The following is a 20,384-nucleotide window of genomic DNA, read 5'->3' as shown; positions in this document are numbered from 1 at the left end:
CGGCCGCTCGTACGGGGGCGGGTCAGCAGCTGCCCGCCGGGCGGTCGACCCTGCGGAAGGCCCGGGCCCCGTGCGGGGACCCGGGCCTTCGTCATCCGGCAGCGTCCGTCACGCCGCCACCGGAACCTCCACCGCGGCCGGCGCCAGCGCCAGTTCGAGCACCTGGCGCGCGTCCGTCACCGGGTGCACGTCCAGCTTCTCCAGGACCTCGGCGGGGACGTCGTCCAGGTCCGCCTCGTTCCGCTTCGGGATGACGACCGTCGTGATCCCGGCCCGGTGCGCGGCGAGCAGCTTCTGCTTGACGCCACCGATCGGCAGCACACGGCCGGTCAGCGACACCTCACCGGTCATCGCCACGTCCGTACGGACCTGGCGCCCGCTGAGCAGCGACGCGAGAGCGGTCGTCATGGTGACACCCGCGCTCGGGCCGTCCTTCGGCACCGCGCCCGCCGGGAAGTGGATGTGCACGCCCCGGTCCTTCAGGTCGGCGACGGGCAGCTCCAGTTCGGCGCCGTGCGAGCGCAGGAAGGAGAGCGCGATCTGCGCGGACTCCTTCATCACGTCACCGAGCTGACCGGTCAGGGTCAGGCCGGCCGCGCCCGTCTCCGGGTCGGCGAGGGACGCCTCCACGTAGAGGACGTCGCCGCCCGCTCCGGTGACCGCGAGTCCGGTGGCCACGCCCGGCACCGCCGTGCGGCGCTCGGCCGGGTCCTGCGCCGCCTCGGGCACGTGGTGCGGGCGCCCGATGAGGCTCCGCAGGTCGGTGTCCTCGACGGTGAACGGCAGCTCGCGCTCGCCCAGTTCGTGCTGGGCCGCGACCTTGCGCAGCAGGCGGGCGACGGACCGCTCCAGGTTGCGTACGCCTGCTTCCCGCGTGTACTCCCCGGCGAGCTTGCGCAGCGCGCTCTCGTCGAGGGTGACCTCGTCCTTGTCCAGACCGGCCCGCTCCAGCTGGCGCGGGAGCAGGTGATCGCGGGCGATGACGACCTTCTCGTCCTCGGTGTACCCGTCGAGCCTGACCAGCTCCATACGGTCGAGCAGGGCCTCCGGGATGGCCTCCAGGACGTTCGCCGTCGCGAGGAACACGACGTCGCTGAGGTCGAGTTCGACCTCCAGGTAGTGGTCGCGGAACGTGTGGTTCTGCGCCGGGTCGAGGACTTCGAGGAGGGCGGCCGCCGGGTCGCCCCGGAAGTCGGACCCCACCTTGTCGATCTCGTCGAGCAGCACGACCGGGTTCATCGACCCGGCCTCCTTGATCGCCCGCACGACACGGCCCGGCAGGGCGCCCACGTACGTACGCCGGTGTCCGCGGATCTCCGCCTCGTCCCGTACGCCACCGAGGGCGACGCGGACGAACTTGCGGCCCATGGCGTGCGCCACGGACTCGCCGAGCGAGGTCTTGCCGACGCCGGGCGGGCCCACGAGCGCGAGCACCGCGCCGCCCCTGCGCCCGCCGACGACGCCGAGCCCGCGCTCGGAACGCCGCTTGCGCACGGCCAGGTACTCGGTGATGCGCTCCTTCACGTCCTCCAGACCCGAGTGCTCGGCATCGAGGACGCTCTGGGCGCCCTGGATGTCGTACTCGTCCTCGGTGCGCTCGTTCCACGGCAGTTCGAGGACCGTGTCGAGCCAGGTGCGGATCCACGAGCCCTCGGGGGACTGGTCGCTGGACCGCTCCAGCTTCTCGACCTCCTTGAGCGCGGCCTCGCGGACCTTCTCCGGAAGGTCGGCGGCCTCGACCCGCGTGCGGTAGTCGTCGGACTCCTCGCCCTCCGACTCACCGTTCAGCTCGCGCAGCTCCTTGCGTACGGCGTCCAGCTGGCGCCTCAGCAGGAACTCGCGCTGCTGCTTGTCGACGCCTTCCTGGACGTCCTTGGCGATGGACTCGGCCACGTCCTGCTCGGCGAGGTGCTCGCGCAGCTGCTCGGTGGCCAGCTTGAGCCGGGCGACCGGGTCGGCCGTCTCCAGGAGCTCCACCTTCTGCGGGGTGCTCAGGAAGGGCGAGTAGCCGGAGTTGTCGGCGAGCGCGGAGACGTCGTCGATCTGCTGGACGCGGTCCACGACCTGCCAGGCTCCGCGCTTCTTCAGCCAGTTCGTGGCGAGTGCCTTGTATTCGGTGACCAGCTCGGTCACCGAGCCGGGCAGCGGCTCCGGCACGGTCTCCTCGACCGCGATTCCCTCCACCCACAGGGAGGCGCCGGGGCCGGTCGTGCCCGCGCCGATCCGTACACGGCTGCGGCCGCGGATCAGGGCGCCGGGGTCGCCGTCGGCGAGCCGGCCCACCTGCTCGACGGTGCCGAGCACGCCGGTGTTCGCGTACGTGCCGTCGATCCGGGGAACAAGAAGCACCTTCGGCTTGCTGCCGCCCACGGATCCGCTGGAACGGGCCGCTGCCTGGGCGGCCTCCACCGCGGCGCGTACGTCGTTGTCGTTGAGGTCCAGGGGCACCACCATTCCGGGCAGCACGACCTCGTCGTCGAGCGGCAGCACGGGCAGGGTGAGCGGTGTGGACGTCGAAGCCATGATCTCCCCTTAAGCAGTCAAGTTGAGCTATGCAGGCTCAATGCACGTGAGCCCTTGAATGTTCCCCCGGCGCTGTTCGCTCTCGGCGATCAGCGGATGGGCAGGGGAGATCCGCAGCTCAGAGGGGGTCTGTGACGGGGACGGCCAGGGACCGGCCCTAGGCCGGCCGGGGGACTACGTCAGGTCGCGGAGGAACCCGGCGCGCGCCGCCACCGGCGCACCAGCAGCCAGGTCCCGACGCCGATGGCCAGGGCCATGAGGTGGCCCCAGTTCGCCATCGGGTCCGTGAACGCGATGAGGTCCTCGACCAGCATTCCGCCGAAGACGGCCAGCACAATCCAGCACAGCCAGGGCGTGAGGAGACCGGCGAGGGCGCCGATGCTCGCGGCCACGCCGAAGCTGATGCCGTAGTCGAGGCGGTGCAGCGAGCTCTCGGGCAGATGCCCGGCCATCACGGAGAGCCCGACCGGCACCTCGGTGGCGAGTGTCGCCACGGTGTGGCCGAGGACGAAGACACCGGCGGTGCACCAGCCGCCGATCCTGCGCTCCAGCGCCGTGAGGACGACCAGGAAGCAGACCGCGAACGGGGAGGTGATCCCGCCGGCGATCCACAGCGCGCTCGCGACCAGCACGAATACGGGCGTGTGCGCGAGGTGCGCCACGTCGGTGCTCGAACCCCGCAGCGCGGACGCGACGAGGCCGGGGTCGGCGAACTGCGCGAAGAGGGACGTGCCGATGAGCACGGCGGCGTAGACGAACGTGAACGGGGTCCCCGTGGGCGTGGGCAGCAGCCGCCAGGGGCGCAGCCGGCGCAGGGGGACGGCCCTCTCGGACGCCGCGCGCCCGCCGGTCGCGCCGAGCGCCGCGCCACCGGCCGGCGCCTGAGCCGGGACGGCGTCGAGCAGGGGCCGCGATACGGGCAGCGAAGCCTCAGGCAGCGTCTCCGAAGAGTCGGCCTCGACCGTCACGCCACGCTCCACCTGCGGCATCCTTTCCCTTCCGGCCCGCCCCAACCCTTCGCCCCTCGCACCCGCACTGTCTATGACCGGCGCCACGTGCGGCACGATCCGCAGGACGCGCACGGGAGAGCCGTCAACTCCCTTTCCAGGGGCAGCCGGGCGTCGCGCCGGTTACGGCAGGATGGACGCCATGTCCACCTCGTACCCCACCCCGTACGACACCGACCACACCGCGCCCGTCGTCCTCGACCGGCGCGAAGGGCCCTTCGGAGAGGTCGTACTGCGGCGCCACGGCGCGCTGCTCCAGATCATCGCCAACGGATGCTTCCTGATGGACACGTCCGACGGGCGCTCCGAGCGCCTCCTGGTCGACGCGGCGCTCGACGCTCTCGACGACCGCCCGGCGCCAGGAATTCTCATCGGCGGACTCGGTGTCGGATTCTCCCTCACGCACGCGGCTGCGAATTTCCGCTGGGGCCGCATCACCGTCGTGGAACGCGAGCCCGCGATCGTCGACTGGCATCGCGAAGGCCCGCTGTCCGAGCTGTCACGATCCGCGCTCACCGATCCGCGCACGGAGATTGTGGAGGCGGACCTTGTCTCGTACGTCCGGGAATCGACCGAGACGTACGACGCGCTGTGCCTCGATATCGACAACGGACCCGACTGGACGGTGACGGAGGGTAATGACAACCTCTACTCACCGGTAGGTCTCGCGGCCTGCCGGGAGCGGCTCGCCCCTGGCGGCGTGCTTGCCGTGTGGTCCGCACAGCCCTCCGCAAATTTTGAAGGAACCTTGTGGAATGCCGGATTCCGGTCGGTCCGCACCGAAGAGATCCCGGTTGTCCGTGGCGTTCCCGACGTCGTACATCTCGGGGTCAGGCCTGCGTAGCCGACTCGCGGTAACTCCCCGTACGCTGACTGCCGAAACCCAGATCATTCAAGCGTCAAGCGCACACGGATGTGCGCATTCAGGGGCGGGGCGATGGAGCAGACACACACCTCCCACAACGGCAGCACGGCTACGCCGGGTGCCCAGCGACGGGTCCTGGTCGTCGAGGACGACCCCACGATCGTCGACGCCATCGCCGCTCGGCTGCGCGCCGAGGGATTCCTCGTGCAAACAGCACAGGACGGTCCGGCGGCGGTCGACACAGCCGAGGCATGGCAGCCGGACCTGCTGATCCTCGACATCATGCTGCCCGGCTTCGACGGGCTCGAGGTCTGCCGCCGTGTGCAGGCGCAGCGGCCGGTGCCGGTGATGATGCTCACGGCGCGCGACGACGAGACGGACATGCTCGTCGGGCTCGGCGTGGGTGCCGACGACTACATGACGAAACCCTTCTCGATGCGGGAGCTCGCGGCGCGCGTGCACGTCCTGCTGCGGAGGGTCGAGCGCGCGGCGCTCGCGGCGGCCACGCCCAGGAGCGGCATCCTGCGGCTCGGCGAGCTGGAGATCGACCACGCACAGCGCCGTGTGCGGGTGCGCTCCGAGGACGTCCACCTGACGCCCACGGAGTTCGACCTCCTGGTCTGCCTGGCCAACACGCCCCGCGCCGTCCTCTCGCGCGAGCAGCTGCTCGCCGAGGTGTGGGACTGGGCGGACGCGTCGGGCACCCGGACCGTCGACAGCCATATCAAGGCGCTGCGCCGGAAGATCGGCGCCGAGCGGATCCGCACCGTGCACGGTGTGGGCTACGCGCTGGAGACGCCGACGCCATGACCGGCAGCGGCGGCGCATCCGACGTACGGGACGCGGACGGGTACGAGCCGGGGGCTCCGGGCCTTGTGCCCGGCGCTCCCCCGGCCGCCCGGCCCCTGGCGGGCCACTGGGTGCAGGGCAGCCTGCGGCCGTTCTCCATCAAGACCAAGCTCGGCACGCTGGTCGTCGTCTCGGTGTTCATCACGACCGGACTGCTGATGGTCGCCGTCCGCACCCAGACCGAGCTCCGTTTCATCACGGTCTTCTCGGTCATCGCGACGCTCCTCATCACCCAGTTCGTGGCGCACTCGCTGACCGCGCCGCTCGACGAGATGAACACGGTCGCCCGCTCCATCTCGCACGGCGACTACACCCGCCGGGTCCGTGGCGCGGACCGGCGCGACGAGCTCGGCGACCTGGCCGCGACGATCAACCGCATGGCGGATGACCTGGAGGCCCAGGACCAGCAGCGCAAGGAGCTCGTGGCGAACGTCTCGCACGAGCTGCGCACCCCGATCGCGGGCCTGCGCGCCGTCCTCGAGAACGTCGTGGACGGGGTCTCGGCCGCCGACCCCGAGACCATGCGCACGGCGCTGAAGCAGACGGAGCGCCTGGGCCGGCTGGTCGAGACGCTGCTCGACCTCTCCCGGCTCGACAACGGCGTGGTCCCGCTCAAGGCGCGCCGCTTCGAGGTGTGGCCATATCTGTCGGGCGTCCTGAAGGAGGCCAACATGGTCGCCTCGCAGCGCGCCGGCATCGCCTCGGGCTCCGGCACCCATACGCGTACGGACGTACATCTGCACCTGGACGTGTCCCCGCCCGAGCTGACCGCGCACGCGGACCCCGAGCGGATCCACCAGGTCGTGGCCAACCTCATCGACAACGCCGTGAAACACAGCCCGCCGCACGGCCGCGTGACCGTGCTCGCGCGGCGCGGTCTCTACCCGGAGTCGCTCGATCTGGAGGTCCTCGACGAGGGCCCCGGCATCCCCCGCTCCGAGTGGCACCGCGTCTTCGAGCGCTTCAACCGAGGCGGCCATGTGAAGGGCGCCGCGCACGGCCCCGGCAGCGACGGCGGCACCGGTCTCGGCCTCGCCATCGCCCGGTGGGCCGTGGACCTGCACGGCGGCCGGATCGGCGTGGCCGAATCGGCTCGCGGCTGCCGGATCCAGGTCACTCTTCCGGGCCTGCCGCGCGCTCAAAGTTGACGTAGGGTTCGAACCGGAAGCACAAGATCGCCGTGCCATTCGTCACGGGGTGCGGGCCGATGGGCCGCACTCGTACAACGACGTACCCAAGGTGAACCGGAACCTCGCTTGTTTCCCGCCATTTCCAGCGCCGAAACACGGCTTCCGGTGTGACTTACGCGACGGATGACCGGCCCGGTCTGCAAGTCCCGGTGTTGGAGGCGTAGCCTTTATTCCCGCTGTCCATCACCTTGTGAGAAGCGGAAGAGGGCGGTTACCGCCGTGTCGCCACAGTCCCCCAGTAACTCGAGCACCTCGACCGACCAAGAGGGGCAGGGCAAGAGTCCTGCCGCCGCTTTCGGTCCCAATGAGTGGCTCGTCGACGAGATCTATCAGCAGTACCTCCAGGACCCGAATTCGGTTGACCGAGCCTGGTGGGACTTCTTCGCCGACTACAAGCCGGGTGCCCCGGCCCAGCCGACGACCGGAGCCCCCGCACAGGGTTCCGGCCCCGTCGGCACCGCCGGTACCGCAGCCGCGGGGGCTGCGGGCACTGCCGCGGCGCCCGCCGCACCGGCGGCCCCGGCCCCGGCCGCAGCTCCGGCTCCGGCCGCAGCTCCGGTCAAGGCGGCTCCGGCCGCCCCGCTGGCCAAGCCCGCCACCGCGGCGCCCGCGAAGCCGGCCGCCGCAGCGGTGAAGGCCCCGGCTCCCGCCAAGGCGCAGCCCGCGACCGAGGCCCCTGCCGGCCCCGAGTTCGTGACCCTGCGCGGCCCGAGCGCCGCCGTCGCGAAGAACATGAACGCCTCCATCGAGGTCCCCACGGCGACGTCCGTGCGCGCGGTCCCGGTGAAGCTGCTGTTCGACAACCGCATCGTCATCAACAACCACCTGAAGCGCGCCCGGGGCGGGAAGATCTCCTTCACCCACCTCATCGGCTACGCGATGGTGCAGGCCATCAAGGCCATGCCGTCGATGAACTACTCCTTCGCGGAGAAGGACGGCAAGCCGACGCTGGTCAAGCCGGAGCACATCAACTTCGGCCTCGCCATCGACCTCGTGAAGCCCAACGGCGACCGCCAGCTGGTCGTCGCGGGCATCAAGAAGGCCGAGACGCTGAACTTCTTCGAGTTCTGGCAGGCCTACGAGGACATCGTCCGCCGCGCCCGCGACGGCAAGCTCGGCATGGACGACTTCACCGGTGTCACGGTCTCGCTGACCAACCCCGGCGGCCTCGGCACCGTCCACTCCGTGCCGCGTCTGATGCCCGGACAGTCGGTCATCATGGGCGTCGGCTCGATGGACTACCCGGCGGAGTTCCAGGGCACGTCCCAGGACACCCTGAACAAGCTCGGCATCTCGAAGGTCATGACGCTCACGTCGACCTACGACCACCGGGTCATCCAGGGCGCCGCCTCCGGCGAGTTCCTGCGCGTCGTGGCGAACTTCCTCCTCGGTGAGGGCGAGTTCTACGACGAGATCTTCAAGGCGCTGCGCATCCCCTACGAGCCGGTCCGCTGGTTCAAGGACATCGACGCCTCGCACGACGACGACGTCACGAAGGCCGCCCGCGTCTTCGAGCTGATCCACTCCTTCCGGGTCCGCGGCCACGTCATGGCCGACACCGACCCGCTGGAGTACCGCCAGCGCAAGCACCCCGACCTGGACATCGCCGAACACGGCCTCACCCTGTGGGACCTGGAGCGCGAGTTCGCGGTCGGCGGCTTCGCCGGCAAGTCGATGATGAAGCTGCGCGACATCCTCGGCGTCCTGCGCGACTCGTACTGCCGCACCACCGGCATCGAGTACATGCACATCCAGGACCCGAAGCAGCGCAAGTGGCTCCAGGACCGCGTCGAGCGCCCGCACACCAAGCCGGAGCGCGAGGAGCAGCTGCGCATCCTGCGCCGGCTGAACGCGGCCGAGGCGTTCGAGACGTTCCTGCAGACGAAGTACGTCGGCCAGAAGCGCTTCTCCCTGGAGGGCGGCGAGTCCGTCATCCCGCTGCTCGACGCGGTCATCGACTCCGCCGCCGAGTCGCGCCTGGACGAGGTCGTCATCGGCATGGCCCACCGCGGCCGCCTGAACGTCCTGGCGAACATCGTCGGCAAGTCGTACGCGCAGATCTTCCGCGAGTTCGAGGGCAACCTCGACCCGAAGTCGATGCACGGCTCCGGCGACGTGAAGTACCACCTGGGCGCCCAGGGCACCTTCACGGGCCTGGACGGCGAGCAGATCAAGGTCTCGCTGGCCGCGAACCCGTCCCACCTGGAGACGGTCGACCCGGTCATCGAGGGCATCGTCCGCGCCAAGCAGGACATCATCAACAAGGGCGGCACGGACTTCACGGTCCTGCCGGTCGCCCTGCACGGTGACGCGGCCTTCGCGGGCCAGGGTGTGGTCGCCGAGACGCTCAACATGTCGCAGCTGCGCGGCTACCGCACGGGCGGCACGGTCCACATCGTCATCAACAACCAGGTCGGCTTCACCGCCGCCCCGGAGTCGTCGCGCTCCTCCATGTACGCCACGGACGTGGCCCGCATGATCGAGGCGCCGATCTTCCACGTGAACGGCGACGACCCCGAGGCCGTCGTCCGCGTTGCCCGTCTGGCGTTCGAGTTCCGTCAGGCGTTCAACAAGGACGTCGTCATCGACCTGATCTGCTACCGCCGCCGCGGTCACAACGAGTCGGACAACCCCGCGTTCACGCAGCCGCTGATGTACGACCTGATCGACAAGAAGCGCTCGGTGCGCAAGCTCTACACCGAGTCCCTCATCGGCCGTGGCGACATCACGCTCGAAGAGGCCGAGCAGGCGCTGCAGGACTTCCAGGGCCAGCTGGAGAAGGTGTTCGCCGAGGTCCGCGAGGCCACCGCGCTCCCCGCCCCGGTTCCGGCCCTCGACCCGCAGGCCGAGTTCCCGGTCGCCGTCAGCACCGCGATCTCCCAGGAGACCGTGAAGCGGATCGCCGAGTCGCAGGTCAACATCCCCGACCGCGTCACCGTCCACCCGCGTCTGCTGCCGCAGCTGCAGCGCCGCGCGGCGATGATCGAGGACGGCACGATCGACTGGGGCATGGGCGAGACGCTCGCCATCGGCTCCCTGCTCCTCGAGGGCACCCCGGTGCGCCTCTCGGGCCAGGACTCGCGCCGCGGCACGTTCGGCCAGCGCCACGCGGTCCTGATCGACCGTGAGACGGGCGAGGACTTCACCCCGCTCCTGTACCTCTCGGACGACCAGGCGCGTTACAACGTCTACGACTCCCTGCTCTCCGAGTACGCGGTCATGGGCTTCGAGTACGGCTACTCGCTGGCCCGTCCCGAGTCGCTCGTGATGTGGGAGGCGCAGTTCGGCGACTTCGTCAACGGCGCGCAGACGGTGGTGGACGAGTACATCTCGGCCGCCGAGCAGAAGTGGGGCCAGACCTCCGGCGTCACGCTGCTCCTGCCGCACGGCTACGAGGGCCAGGGCCCGGACCACTCGTCCGCCCGCCCGGAGCGCTTCCTCCAGCTGTGCGCGCAGAACAACATGACGGTCGCCATGCCGACGCTCCCGTCGAACTACTTCCACCTCCTGCGGTGGCAGGTGCACAACCCGCACCACAAGCCGCTGGTGGTCTTCACCCCGAAGTCGATGCTGCGCCTCAAGGCCGCCGCGTCGAAGGCGGAGGAGTTCACGGAGGGCGGCTTCCGTCCCGTCATCGGCGACAGCTCGGTGGACCCGGCCGCGGTCCGCAAGGTCGTCTTCTGCGCGGGCAAGGTCTACTACGACCTCGAGGCCGAGCGTCAGAAGCGCGGCGTGACGGACACGGCGATCATCCGCATCGAGCGCCTGTACCCGCTGCCGGGTGCCGAGCTCCAGGCGGAGATCTCCAAGTACCCGAACGCGGAGAAGTACCTGTGGGCGCAGGAGGAGCCGGCGAACCAGGGCGCGTGGCCCTTCATCGCCCTCAACCTGATCGACCACCTGGACCTGGCGGTCGGCGCCGACGTCCCGCACGGTGAGCGCCTGCGCCGCATCTCGCGGCCGCACAGCTCGTCCCCGGCGGTCGGCTCGGCGAAGCGTCACCAGGCGGAGCAGGAGCAGCTGGTGCGCGAGGTCTTCGAGGCCTGAGCAGCCTGACCTCGTACGTACGATTGTGGGGCCCGGGACATCGTCCCGGGCCCCACGTCCGTATCACCCCAGGAGCGACTGGCCCATGTACTTCACCGACCGCGGCATCGAGGAACTGGAGAAGCGGCGCGGCGAGGAGGAGGTCACCTTCGAGTGGCTCGCCGAGCAGCTGCGCACGTTCGTCGACCTGAACCCGGACTTCGAGGTGCCGGTCGAGCGGCTGGCGACCTGGCTGGCACGGCTCGACGACGAGGACGACGACGAGTAGCAGGTCCCGGGCAGGTCTCAGTCCCAGGCGCGCAGCCGGTCGTAGGCGAGGCCGAGCGCGCCGTGCACGACGAGGAGCGCGCCCGCGACCGCCCAGCCGATGCCGCGTCGGCGCAGGCCCCAGGCGGTGAGCGGGATGCCCACGGCGAGCTGGCCCACCGCCGCTGTGCGCGCCTTGGGGCCGCGCAGCCAGGGCCCCATGGCGCTGCGCTCGACGACGTCGAGTTCCGCGCGTACGGCGTCCCGCCAGCCCGACCACACGATGTGCTCGGCGCCGGGCTGCACGCGCGCGACCGCGCGCAGCCGGTCGGCGGGTTCGCCGGGGTTCATGCCCGGCGGGAGCGTCAGCCCCGCGCGCGTGAGGACCGCAAGCAGGCCGAGCAGGCGGGCGCGGGCGTCCGCGGCGCTGTCGAGCCGGGTGAGTGCCTCCAGCGACTGCATGTCCAGGACGGGGTCGAGGCCGAGACGTGCGGCGAACGTGCGCATGGCCTCGTCCTCGCCGACGGGCGTGCCGTTCGCCAGCCATACGTAGCCGACGGGGCGGCGGAACCCGGAGGCGAGGGTGTAGCCGCTGTGTTCGGCGTCCCACCACAGGGCGAGCACCGGCCAGGGGGCGCTGACGGCGAGGGCCGCTGCCCAGCCCGCGAGGACGCTGTCGACCCGTTCGCCGCCGTGTAGCCAGGGCTTGCCCTCGGGGATCAGGACGCTCCACCCGGGTCCTGCCTGGGCGAGGAGCATGCGTTCGCGCAGGAGCTGTGCGGCGGGGCCGACGGTGGCGGGGTCGGCGCGGCAGAGCAGCAGCGCTCCCGCGGCCCTGGCCTGCGGGGCGGGGGTGCCGGCGGAGTCGGCGGTGGCGTCGGACGGCATGGAGCCAACGCTAGGTCAGTTCGCGGGATTCAGCCCCTGTATGCCCTGGATGCCTCTGTGTGGGATGACCGGTACGACGGAATCCAGTCGCGACTGTCTTGACTTTCCGTATCCGCGATATATCGTGTCTCACGAGGGTGCGATACAACGCGTTCGCTCCCGAACCGTCCCGCCGAGGAGGTCGCACCATGCCCGAGTGGTCCGTGGCAGAGCCCCGCAAGCTCGCCTTCGACGAGCCCGTGACGACGCTCCACGTCCGCATCGTCAACGGAACGGTGAACGTCGTGGGCACAGACGAAGGTTCCGCCCGCCTCGAGGTGTCCGGGATCGAGGGCCCGCCGCTCCAGGTGACCCTGGCGGACGGCGTGCTGACCGTCGCGTACGACGACCTGCCCTGGAAGGGCTTCCTCAAGTGGCTCGACCGCAAGGGCTGGCGCCGCAGCGCGGTCGTGTCCCTGGCGGTCCCGGCGGGCACCGGAGTCGAGGTCGGCGTCGTCGGCGCCGGAGCGGTCGTCTCCGGGATACAGGGGCGTACGGAGGTCAAGGGCGTCACCGGTGACACGACACTGGTCGGCGTCGCGGGCGACGTGCGCACGGACACCGTCTCCGGGAATCTCGAGGCCCAGGCGGTCACGGGCGACCTGCGCTTCAACTCCGTGTCCGGCGACCTGACCGTCGTCGAGGGCGCGGGCTCCCGCGTGCGGGCCGAATCGGTGAGCGGCTCGATGATCGTGGACCTCGACCCGGCCGACCGGGCGACGGATGTGAACCTGACGAGCGTCTCGGGCGAGATCGCGATCCGCCTCCCGCACCCCGCGGACGCGGAGGTCGAGGCGAACACGGCGAGCGGAGCCGTGTCGAACGCCTTCGAGGATCTGCGGGTCGGCGGCCACTGGGGCGCCAAGAGCATCACGGGCAGGCTCGGCACGGGCCGCGGAAAGCTCAAGGCGACGACGGTCTCCGGATCGATCGCGCTCCTGCGGCGGCCTCCGGCGGAGGACTACACGCAGCCCCCCGCCGAGGACTCCCCCGCCACTGACGCCGCCTCCGGCGGCCCGGCCGACAAGAAGGTGCTCTGACATGCCCCCCGTCTTCGCCCACGGCCGCCTGCGCCTGTACCTCCTGAAGCTGCTCGACGAGGCCCCGCGCCACGGGTACGAGGTGATCAGGCTCCTGGAGGAACGCTTCCAGGGCCTGTACGCGCCCTCGGCCGGCACGGTGTACCCGCGCCTGGCGAAGCTGGAGGCCGAAGGCCTGGTCACGCACACCACGGAGGGCGGCAGAAAGGTCTACTCGATCACCGACGCGGGCCGCGCCGAGCTGGCCGACCGCAGCGGTGAGCTGGCCGACCTGGAGCTGGAGATCCGCGAGTCCGTGGCGGAGCTCGCCGCCGAGATCCGGGACGACGTGCGGGGCGCGGCGGGCGATCTGCGCCGCGAGATGCGGGCGGCCGCCTCGGAGGCGAGGAACGGGTCGGGTGCGACCACGCGCAAGAGCGAGCGGCAGAGCCCGTTCGGCGACTTCCAGGACTTCGGGGACAAGGAGGCGTGGCGCGCGGCCAAGGAGGAGCTGCGCCGCGCCCGGCAGGAGTGGAAGGAGCAGGCGAGGCGCGCGAAGGACGAGAGCCGTCGGGCCCGCGAGGAGGCCCAGCGGGCGCGCCGGCAGGCCAAGGAGGCGCAGGAGCAGGCGCGCGAGCAGGCGCAGGAGCAGGTCCAGCGTCTGGCGCAGCGGGTGCAGGACCAGGTCCAGGACCACTTCACGCAGGGCGACTGGCCCACGGGGGTCCGGGAGGGCCTGACCGAACTGGCCAAGGAGTTCGGCGACTTCGGCAAGTACTTCGGCAAGGAGACGGGCGGCGCGGCCCGTTCGGACAGCGCCGGGCCCGAGGTGCGGGTCACTCATGGGGACATCCCCGCGGAGTATCTGCCGTCGTGGACCCACGAGGACTCGACCGGTGACCCGGCCCGCGATCTGGACCGCCTCCTCGACCGCTTCCGCGACGACATCCGCGACGCGGCCAGGGACCACGGGGTGACGGAGGATCAACTCCGCGAGGCCAGGAGCCGGCTGTCGGAGGCGGCGGCGCACATCGGGGCTTCCCTCCAGGCACCCAAGGGCTGACCCGCGGTGAGGGCCTCGGCGATGCGGGTCGAGGGGCGCCGCCCCTCGACCCGCACAGGCCCGCCGAGGCCGGGCGAGGCCGGGCGAGGTCAGACCGTCAGCACGATCTTGCCGAACTGGCCGCCGGCCTCCATCCGCTCGAACCCCTCGCGGGCGCGGTCCAGCGGGAGCGTCTCGTCGATCACGGGACGCACACCGGTGGCCGCGCAGAACGACAGCAGGTCCTCCAGCTCGTCCTTCGAGCCCATCGTGGAGCCGACGATCTTCAGCTCCAGGAAGAAGACACGGGTCAGCTCGGCGTGCGAGGGGCGGTCCCCGCTCGTGGCGCCGGAGATGACGACCGTGCCACCGGGCTTGAGCGACTTGATCGAGTGCGACCAGGTGGCCGCGCCGACCGTCTCGATGACGGCGTCCACCCGCTGCGGCAGCCGCGCACCCGACTCCACGGCCTCGACGGCGCCGAGCTCCAGGGCGCGCTTGCGCTTGGCCTCGTCGCGGCTGGTCGCGAAGACCTTGAGACCGGCCGCCTTACCGAGGACGATCGCGGCCGTGGCGACCCCGCCGCCGGCGCCCTGCACGAGCACGGAGTCACCGGGCCGCACACCGGCGTTGGTGAACAGCATCCGGTACGCCGTCAGCCACGCGGTCGGCAGGCAGGCCGCCTCCTCGAAGCTGAGCTCCTTCGGCTTGGGCAGTACGTTCCACTCGGGCACGCTCACCTGCTCGGCGAAGGTGCCCTGGTACTTCTCGGTGAGGATGGACCGGCCCTCCCGGGGCCCGACCCCGTAACCGGCCTGGCCGATGACGGAGTGCAGGACGACCTCGTTGCCGTCCTGGTCGATCCCGGCGGCGTCGCAGCCGAGGATCATCGGGAGCTTGTCCTCACCGAGTCCGACCCCGCGCAGGGACCACAGGTCGTGGTGGTTGAGGGAGGCGGCCTTGACGTTCACGGTCGTCCAGCCGGGGCGGGCCTCGGGGGCCGGGCGATCCCCCAACTCAAGGCCGTTCAGCGGCTGGTCACGGTCGATTCGGGCGGCGTAGGCAGCGAACATGACCTTGACCCTAGGTCCGCGCGGAGCCGCGCGGAACACCGTAGGGCTGTGACACGCGCCGCGCCCCGTGCCCCACGGAGTCGATCCGTGGCGCACGGGGCGCGGTCGGGGCCTGCGGCGTGATCAGCGTCGGGCGACGCCCTCGGCGCGCGCGGCGGCGGCGACGGCCGCGGTCACCGCGGGAGCGACCCGCTCGTCGAACGGCGAGGGGATGACGTACCCGGCGTCCAGGTCGTCACCGACCACGTCGGCGAGCGCGTCGGCCGCCGCGATCTTCATGCCCTCGGTGATCCGCGACGCCCGCACCTGAAGGGCACCGGCGAAGATGCCGGGGAAGGCGAGGACGTTGTTGATCTGGTTCGGGTAGTCGGAGCGCCCCGTCGCGACGACCGCCGCGTACTTGTGCGCCACGTCCGGGTGAACCTCGGGGTTCGGGTTGGCCATCGCGAAAACGAAGGCGCCGGGCGCCATCGAGGCGACCGCGGGCTCCGGGACCGTACCGCCGGAGACGCCGATGAACACGTCCGCGCCGGCGAGCGCCGTCTCGAGCGAACCCGTGATGTTGGCCTTGTTGGTGAGCTCGGCCAGCTCGCGCTTGACGTCCGTGAGGTCCTCGCGGTCCCGGCTGACGATGCCCTTGCGGTCCGCGACCGCCACGTCGCCGAGCCCCGCCTCGAGGAGGAACTTGGCGATGGCGACACCGGCCGCGCCGGCGCCCGAGATCACGGCGCGCAGCTCGCCGAGCGTGCGTCCGCTGAGCTTGGCCGCGTTCTTCAGCGCCGCCAGCGTGACCACGGCGGTGCCGTGCTGGTCGTCGTGGAAGACCGGGATGTCGAGCCGCTCCTGCAGCCTGCGCTCGATCTCGAAGCAGCGCGGCGCCGAGATGTCCTCGAGGTTCACACCGCCGAACGAGGGAGCGAGCCGGACGACGGTCTCGATGATCTCGTCCGTGTCGGTCGTGCCGAGCGCGATCGGCACCGCGTCGACGCCGCCGAACTGCTTGAACAGGATCGCTTTGCCCTCCATCACCGGGAGGGACGCCTCGGGACCGATGTCCCCGAGGCCGAGCACCGCGGTGCCGTCGGTGACGACGGCCACGACGGACGACTTCCACGTGTAGTCGTGGACGAGCTCGGGATTCTCCGCGATCGCGGAGCACACCTTCGCGACACCCGGCGTGTACGCCAGGGACAGGTCGTCCTTGTCGCGCACCGGCACGGTGGCCTGCACGGCCATTTTGCCGCCGCGGTGCAGCGCGAAGGCCGGATCGAAGGGCTCTTCGGTGCTTTCGTTGCCGGTATGCGCCGGGCCCGCACTGGCCTGGCCGGAACCGGCGTCGCTGCGAGGATTGACGATCTCCGCTGCCACTTGTATGACCCCTTAAGTCTTAATCATCAGTTGAGGGTGGGTCCGCTCCTGGTTGAGGAACGGGCGGGCACCGCGTATGACCCACATGTCGGGTGTCTTGCACTCGTACGGGTCAGTACGCGATGGGCGCGCCGCACGCGCGCCCTGAGCCCCGGATGAGGGGTGTAAAGAACCTTCTTACCTGAAGGACGCCACCCCGGACGAGTCCATTTGTGATCGATCACAGCGCGGTGACATGACTCATAGCCGAGGATCCGGATATTAGGGGCCCGACCTCAAGCCGGCCTCAACGCCGACGGGGCGTCGCTCACATGGTGAGACGCGGCCCGCGTGGCCGCAGATCTTCCGGCCGGACGGCGCTGTCGCCGCAGATGTTCGCTCGCCCGGTGGCGCGATGTACCGGCCTGTCGGGGTCCGGGAGCGGCAGGGGGATAACCCGTTATCCGATTTTGACATAGCAGGGCCCCTGAATGACCTGGTCCGAATGGCAAGATGCCGTAATCACACGAGGTCGCAACACTCGAAGATGTGTGCCGGATCTCTGCATCGGCTACTCCCTCACCCTGCCGGAGGAACCAGAAATGACCGCAAGCACCACCCGTCGTTCGACCGCAGCGAAGTCCGCGAAGTCCCGGATTGCCGTGGTCGGCGCGATCGCGGTCGCCGGCACTCTGCTGCTGTCCGGCTGCGGTGACCAGACCAAGGACAAGAGCGGGCCCGCCGACTCCACCAAGAGCGCCCCGCTCGCGGACAAGCTCCCCAAGCAGATCCGCGACAAGGGCGTCATCACGGTGGGTTCGGACATCGCGTACGCGCCGGTCGAGTTCAAGGACAAGTCCGGCAACACGGCGGGCATCGACCCCGACCTCGCGGCCGCCATGGGCAAGCAGCTCGGCGTGAAGTTCGAGTTCCAGAACGGCACGTTCGACACCCTGATCACGGGCCTGCGCTCCAAGCGCTACGACATCGCGATGTCGGCGATGACGGACACCAAGGACCGGCAGAACGGTGTCGACTCCGACACCGGCAAGAAGGTCGGCGAGGGCGTCGACTTCGTGGACTACTTCGACGCGGGCGTCTCGATCTACACGCCGAAGGGCAAGACCCAGGGCATCAAGACCTGGGACGACCTGTGCGGCAAGAAGATCGTCGTCCAGCGCGGCACGGTCTCGCACGACCTGGCCAAGGCGCAGGCGAAGAAGTGCCCGGCCGGCAAGAAGCTCGCCATCGAGTCCTTCGACGACGACCAGCAGGCCCAGACCCGGCTGCGCTCGGGCGGCGCGGACGCCGGCTCCTCCGACTTCCCGGTCGCCGCGTACGCGGTGAAGACCGCGGGCGGCGGCAAGGACTTCGAGCTCGTCGGCGAGCAGGTCGAGGCCGCCCCGTACGGCATCGCGGTCGCCAAGGGCAACACCCAGCTGCGGGACGCCCTGAAGGCGGCGCTCGACGCCGTCATCAAGAACGGCGAGTACGAGAAGATCATCGCGAAGTGGGGCGTCGAGGCGGGCTCCGTCAAGGAAGCCACCGTCAACGGCGGCAAGTGACCGCGTCCCTGTCGTCACCCAGCCGTTTGAAAGGCAACACCCGTGTCTGTTGACATCGACAAGACGGACGGGCCCGAGGACGTCCCGACGCCCAAGGCGGGACCCGAGGCCATCAAGGCCATCCCGGTCCGGCACTACGGCCGCTATGTGGCCGCGGTCGTCGCGATCGCCGTCCTCGTCGCGATCGTCTACGCGTTCGCCCAGGGCAAGATCAACTGGGGCGCGATCCCTGACTACTTCTTCGACAGCCGCATCCTCAAGGGTGTCGGCCAGACCCTGCTGCTGACCGCGATCTCCATGATCATCGGCGTGGCGGGCGGCGTCCTGCTCGCCGTGATGCGCCTGTCGCGCAACCCGGTGACGTCGTCGATCGCCTGGTTCTACATCTGGTTCTTCCGCGGTACGCCGGTCCTGGTCCAGCTGTTCGTCTGGTTCAACCTGGGCCTGGTCTTCGAGTACATCAACCTCGGCCCGATCTACAAGGACTACTGGTCCTCGTTCATGACGCCGTTCCTGACGGCGCTGCTCGGACTCGGCCTGAACGAGGCCGCGTACATGGCCGAGATCTGCCGCGCAGGTCTGCTCTCGGTCGACGAGGGCCAGACGGAGGCCTCGCACGCCCTCGGCATGAGCCACTCCAAGACCCTGCGCCGGATCGTGATCCCGCAGGCGATGCGGGTGATCGTGCCGCCCACGGGCAACGAGGTCATCAACATGCTGAAGACGACCTCGCTGGTGTCGGCGGTGCAGTTCTACGAACTCTTCCGCTACGCCCAGGACATCGGCCAGAACTCCGGCGCACCGGTGGAGATGTTCTTCCTGGCCGCGGCCTGGTACCTGGTGATGACGTCGGTCCTGAGCGTCGGCCAGTACTACCTGGAGCGTTACTACGCCCGCGGCTCCAGCCGCTCGCTGCCTCCGACGCCGTTCCAGAAGATCCGGGCCAACGTGCTGTCCCTCGGCCGGCTGAAGGGAGCCGCGTGATGTCCACCAACGCCATGGTGAAGTCCGAGGGCGTCCACAAGTCCTTCGGCAACGTCGAGGTCCTCAAGGGCATCGACCTGGAGGTCAAGGAGGGCGAGGTCTTCTGCCTCATCGGCCCCTCCGGCTCCGGCAAGTCGACGTTCCTGCGGTGCATCAACCACCTGGAGAAGATCAACGCCGGCCGGCTCTACGTCGACGGCGAGCTGGTCGGCTACCGGCAGAAGGGCGACAAGCTCTACGAGCTCAAGGACAGCGAGGTCGCGCTCAAGCGCCGGGACATCGGCATGGTGTTCCAGCGCTTCAACCTCTTCCCGCACCTGACCGCTCTCGAGAACGTCATGGAGGCGCCGGTCCAGGTCAAGCGCCAGTCCCGGTCCCAGGCGCGGCAGCGGGCCGGCGAGCTCCTGGAGCGCGTGGGCCTCGCCGACAAGGCGGGGAACTACCCCTCGCAGCTGTCGGGCGGCCAGCAGCAGCGCGTCGCCATCGCCCGGGCGCTCGCGATGGACCCGAAGCTGATGCTCTTCGACGAGCCGACCTCGGCCCTCGACCCCGAGCTCGTCGGCGACGTCCTCGACGTGATGCGTGACCTCGCCGAGTCCGGCATGACGATGATCGTCGTGACGCACGAGATGGGCTTCGCGCGCGAGGTCGGCGACAGCCTCGTCTTCATGGACGGCGGCGTGGTCGTCGAGTCGGGCCACCCGCGCGACGTCCTGACGAACCCGCAGCACGAGCGCACGCAGTCCTTCCTGTCGAAGGTGCTGTAGCTCCGCGTACGCATGAAGGAGGGGGCGGTACGGACACCATGTCCGCACCGCCCCCTCCCGTATGCGCGTCTGCGCTTGTCCGCAGGGCTACTTGACCGCGAGCACCAGCGCGTCGGAGGGCGAGCGCCAGACGGGGCGGGCCTCGCCGAACCCGGCGGCGCGCAGGGTGCGGGCGTGCCAGTCGGCCGACGGGGTCTCGCCGTCGGCGTGCTCCCCGTAGATCTCGAAGCGCTCGGCCGTGGGTCCGGCGAGTACCGGGTCCTTGGCGGCGAGGGCCCACCACTCGGCCCAGTCGAGGGCGCCGGAGGCCTTGGCGCGGTCCATCTGGGCGTGGCGGTGGGCGCGTTCGGCGGCGTTGATCCGGGGCGTGGTGTCGTCGATCATGTGGTCGGCGTTCATGAAGACGCCGCCGTCGCGGACGAGGCCGGCGATCTGTCCGTAGAGGGTGGCGAGCGGTTCGTTGTGCAGCCAGTGCAGGGCGGTGGCGGTCAGAACGGCGTCGTACGAGGTGTGCGGCAGCCGCGCGGCCCAGTGCGGGTCCTTGAGGTCGGCGGTCACGAGGGTGACGCGGTCGTCGTCCGCGAACGTGCCCTCGGCGATGGCGAGCAGCGCGGGGTCGAGGTCGACGCCGACACTGGTGGCTCCGGGGAACCTCTTCAGGAGCCGGTCCGTAATACTTCCCGTACCGCACGCGAGGTCGAGCACGCGCGGCGTGGGCCCGGCGAAGGCCTCCACCATGTCGAGCATGACCCGCAGCCGCTCCTCGCGGTCGGGCATGTACCACTCCTGCTGCCGGTCCCAGCTGTCCTGCCAGGCGCGCCAGTCGGCGGTGACTCCTGCGGTTTCCGTAGATCCCGTCATCGAGAACCCTCCCGTACGTAATACCCTCGAAGCAAGAGCAGCCATTACTCCCGTCACTGACGAAGATAGACC

The 20,384-nt window shown here is 70.2% G+C and carries 16 protein-coding genes; 10 read left to right on the top strand and 6 right to left on the bottom strand.

The genetic code is table 11. The features are described 5' to 3' along the window. Positions 1-108: 108 nt before the first annotated feature. Both lon and ACWIGU_RS30375 read right to left on the bottom strand, forming a co-directional pair. Entirely contained in the window at positions 109-2,523 is a 2,415-nt protein-coding gene (lon, locus tag ACWIGU_RS30380; RefSeq protein WP_454404898.1) for an endopeptidase La, read from the bottom strand. Between the two features lie 179 nt (positions 2,524-2,702). Further along, positions 2,703-3,491 carry a rhomboid-like protein gene (locus ACWIGU_RS30375; RefSeq protein ID WP_454404897.1) on the bottom strand — a complete coding sequence of 263 codons (789 nt, stop codon included), beginning with the start codon at positions 3,489-3,491 and terminating at the stop codon, positions 2,703-2,705. Between the two features lie 181 nt (positions 3,492-3,672). Between ACWIGU_RS30375 and ACWIGU_RS30370 the strand changes: the two genes are divergently transcribed. The 5 genes from ACWIGU_RS30370 (at position 3,673) to ACWIGU_RS30350 (ending at position 10,749) form a co-directional block, all read left to right on the top strand. Further along, the gene (locus ACWIGU_RS30370; protein ID WP_454404896.1) at positions 3,673-4,374 is read left to right on the top strand and encodes a spermidine synthase; all 702 of its coding nucleotides are present in this window, start codon (positions 3,673-3,675) and stop codon (positions 4,372-4,374) included. Between the two features lie 93 nt (positions 4,375-4,467). Further along, positions 4,468-5,205 carry a response regulator transcription factor gene (locus tag ACWIGU_RS30365; protein WP_116510033.1) on the top strand — a complete coding sequence of 246 codons (738 nt, stop codon included), beginning with the start codon at positions 4,468-4,470 and terminating at the stop codon, positions 5,203-5,205. Beyond that, on the top strand, positions 5,202-6,392 hold the full coding sequence (locus tag ACWIGU_RS30360; protein WP_454404895.1) for a HAMP domain-containing sensor histidine kinase: 1,191 nt from the start codon (positions 5,202-5,204) through the stop codon (positions 6,390-6,392). The genes ACWIGU_RS30365 and ACWIGU_RS30360 overlap by 4 nt, the downstream gene beginning before the upstream one ends. 261 nt (positions 6,393-6,653) lie before the next feature. Then, positions 6,654-10,481, top strand: a complete 3,828-nt coding sequence (locus ACWIGU_RS30355; protein WP_454404894.1) for a multifunctional oxoglutarate decarboxylase/oxoglutarate dehydrogenase thiamine pyrophosphate-binding subunit/dihydrolipoyllysine-residue succinyltransferase subunit — start codon at positions 6,654-6,656, stop codon at positions 10,479-10,481. An 85-nt stretch (positions 10,482-10,566) separates the two neighbouring features. Then, on the top strand, positions 10,567-10,749 hold the full coding sequence (locus tag ACWIGU_RS30350) for a DUF6104 family protein (RefSeq protein WP_019075209.1): 183 nt from the start codon (positions 10,567-10,569) through the stop codon (positions 10,747-10,749). Positions 10,750-10,766: 17 nt separating this feature from the next. Here ACWIGU_RS30350 and ACWIGU_RS30345 read toward each other — a convergent pair whose 3' ends face one another. After that, on the bottom strand, positions 10,767-11,615 hold the full coding sequence (locus ACWIGU_RS30345) for a hypothetical protein (protein WP_454404893.1): 849 nt from the start codon (positions 11,613-11,615) through the stop codon (positions 10,767-10,769). Between the two features lie 188 nt (positions 11,616-11,803). Between ACWIGU_RS30345 and ACWIGU_RS30340 the strand changes: the two genes are divergently transcribed. Together ACWIGU_RS30340 and ACWIGU_RS30335 are read left to right on the top strand one after the other, a co-directional pair. Beyond that, a complete protein-coding gene (locus ACWIGU_RS30340) occupies positions 11,804-12,694 on the top strand; it encodes a DUF4097 family beta strand repeat-containing protein (protein ID WP_454404892.1) in 891 nt (296 codons plus the stop codon). A gap of 1 nt (position 12,695) precedes the next feature. Beyond that, positions 12,696-13,736: a helix-turn-helix transcriptional regulator gene (locus tag ACWIGU_RS30335; RefSeq protein WP_454404891.1), complete on the top strand. Its 1,041-nt coding sequence runs from the start codon at positions 12,696-12,698 to the stop codon at positions 13,734-13,736. A gap of 89 nt (positions 13,737-13,825) precedes the next feature. Here ACWIGU_RS30335 and ACWIGU_RS30330 read toward each other — a convergent pair whose 3' ends face one another. Together ACWIGU_RS30330 and ACWIGU_RS30325 are read right to left on the bottom strand one after the other, a co-directional pair. Then, on the bottom strand, positions 13,826-14,788 hold the full coding sequence (locus ACWIGU_RS30330; protein WP_356282527.1) for a zinc-binding dehydrogenase: 963 nt from the start codon (positions 14,786-14,788) through the stop codon (positions 13,826-13,828). 123 nt (positions 14,789-14,911) lie between these two features. Next, a complete protein-coding gene (locus ACWIGU_RS30325) occupies positions 14,912-16,156 on the bottom strand; it encodes an NAD(P)-dependent malic enzyme (RefSeq protein WP_454404890.1) in 1,245 nt (414 codons plus the stop codon). A 581-nt stretch (positions 16,157-16,737) separates the two neighbouring features. Between ACWIGU_RS30325 and ACWIGU_RS30320 the strand changes: the two genes are divergently transcribed. From ACWIGU_RS30320 to ACWIGU_RS30310, 3 genes are read left to right on the top strand one after another with little or no spacing between them, the layout of a single operon-like run. After that, complete coding sequence (locus tag ACWIGU_RS30320) at positions 16,738-17,700, top strand: ABC transporter substrate-binding protein (RefSeq protein ID WP_454404889.1); 963 nt, start codon at positions 16,738-16,740, stop codon at positions 17,698-17,700. A gap of 42 nt (positions 17,701-17,742) precedes the next feature. Then, on the top strand, positions 17,743-18,684 hold the full coding sequence (locus tag ACWIGU_RS30315; RefSeq protein WP_454404888.1) for an amino acid ABC transporter permease: 942 nt from the start codon (positions 17,743-17,745) through the stop codon (positions 18,682-18,684). Positions 18,685-18,698: 14 nt separating this feature from the next. After that, entirely contained in the window at positions 18,699-19,451 is a 753-nt protein-coding gene (locus ACWIGU_RS30310) for an amino acid ABC transporter ATP-binding protein (RefSeq protein ID WP_199841901.1), read from the top strand. A gap of 87 nt (positions 19,452-19,538) precedes the next feature. Here ACWIGU_RS30310 and ACWIGU_RS30305 read toward each other — a convergent pair whose 3' ends face one another. Then, a complete protein-coding gene (locus tag ACWIGU_RS30305; RefSeq protein WP_356282515.1) occupies positions 19,539-20,312 on the bottom strand; it encodes a class I SAM-dependent methyltransferase in 774 nt (257 codons plus the stop codon). Between the last annotated feature and the right edge of the window lie 72 nt (positions 20,313-20,384).

Source organism: Streptomyces sp. NPDC055400 (assembly GCF_053644375.1).
This window is presented reverse-complemented; position numbering and strand designations above follow the sequence as displayed.

Bases quoted from the DNA above. Each gene is read 5' to 3' on its own strand.
- lon (WP_454404898.1), bottom strand. From the start codon at position 2,523: ATGGCTTCGACGTCCACACCGCTCACCCTGCCCGTGCTGCCGCTCGAC.
- ACWIGU_RS30370 (WP_454404896.1), top strand. From the start codon at position 3,673: ATGTCCACCTCGTACCCCACCCCGTACGACACCGACCACACCGCGCCC.
- ACWIGU_RS30365 (WP_116510033.1), top strand. From the start codon at position 4,468: ATGGAGCAGACACACACCTCCCACAACGGCAGCACGGCTACGCCGGGT.
- ACWIGU_RS30360 (WP_454404895.1), top strand. From the start codon at position 5,202: ATGACCGGCAGCGGCGGCGCATCCGACGTACGGGACGCGGACGGGTAC.
- ACWIGU_RS30350 (WP_019075209.1), top strand. From the start codon at position 10,567: ATGTACTTCACCGACCGCGGCATCGAGGAACTGGAGAAGCGGCGCGGC.
- ACWIGU_RS30345 (WP_454404893.1), bottom strand. From the start codon at position 11,615: ATGCCGTCCGACGCCACCGCCGACTCCGCCGGCACCCCCGCCCCGCAG.
- ACWIGU_RS30340 (WP_454404892.1), top strand. From the start codon at position 11,804: ATGCCCGAGTGGTCCGTGGCAGAGCCCCGCAAGCTCGCCTTCGACGAG.
- ACWIGU_RS30335 (WP_454404891.1), top strand. From the start codon at position 12,696: ATGCCCCCCGTCTTCGCCCACGGCCGCCTGCGCCTGTACCTCCTGAAG.
- ACWIGU_RS30330 (WP_356282527.1), bottom strand. From the start codon at position 14,788: ATGTTCGCTGCCTACGCCGCCCGAATCGACCGTGACCAGCCGCTGAAC.
- ACWIGU_RS30320 (WP_454404889.1), top strand. From the start codon at position 16,738: ATGACCGCAAGCACCACCCGTCGTTCGACCGCAGCGAAGTCCGCGAAG.
- ACWIGU_RS30310 (WP_199841901.1), top strand. From the start codon at position 18,699: ATGGTGAAGTCCGAGGGCGTCCACAAGTCCTTCGGCAACGTCGAGGTC.
- ACWIGU_RS30305 (WP_356282515.1), bottom strand. From the start codon at position 20,312: ATGACGGGATCTACGGAAACCGCAGGAGTCACCGCCGACTGGCGCGCC.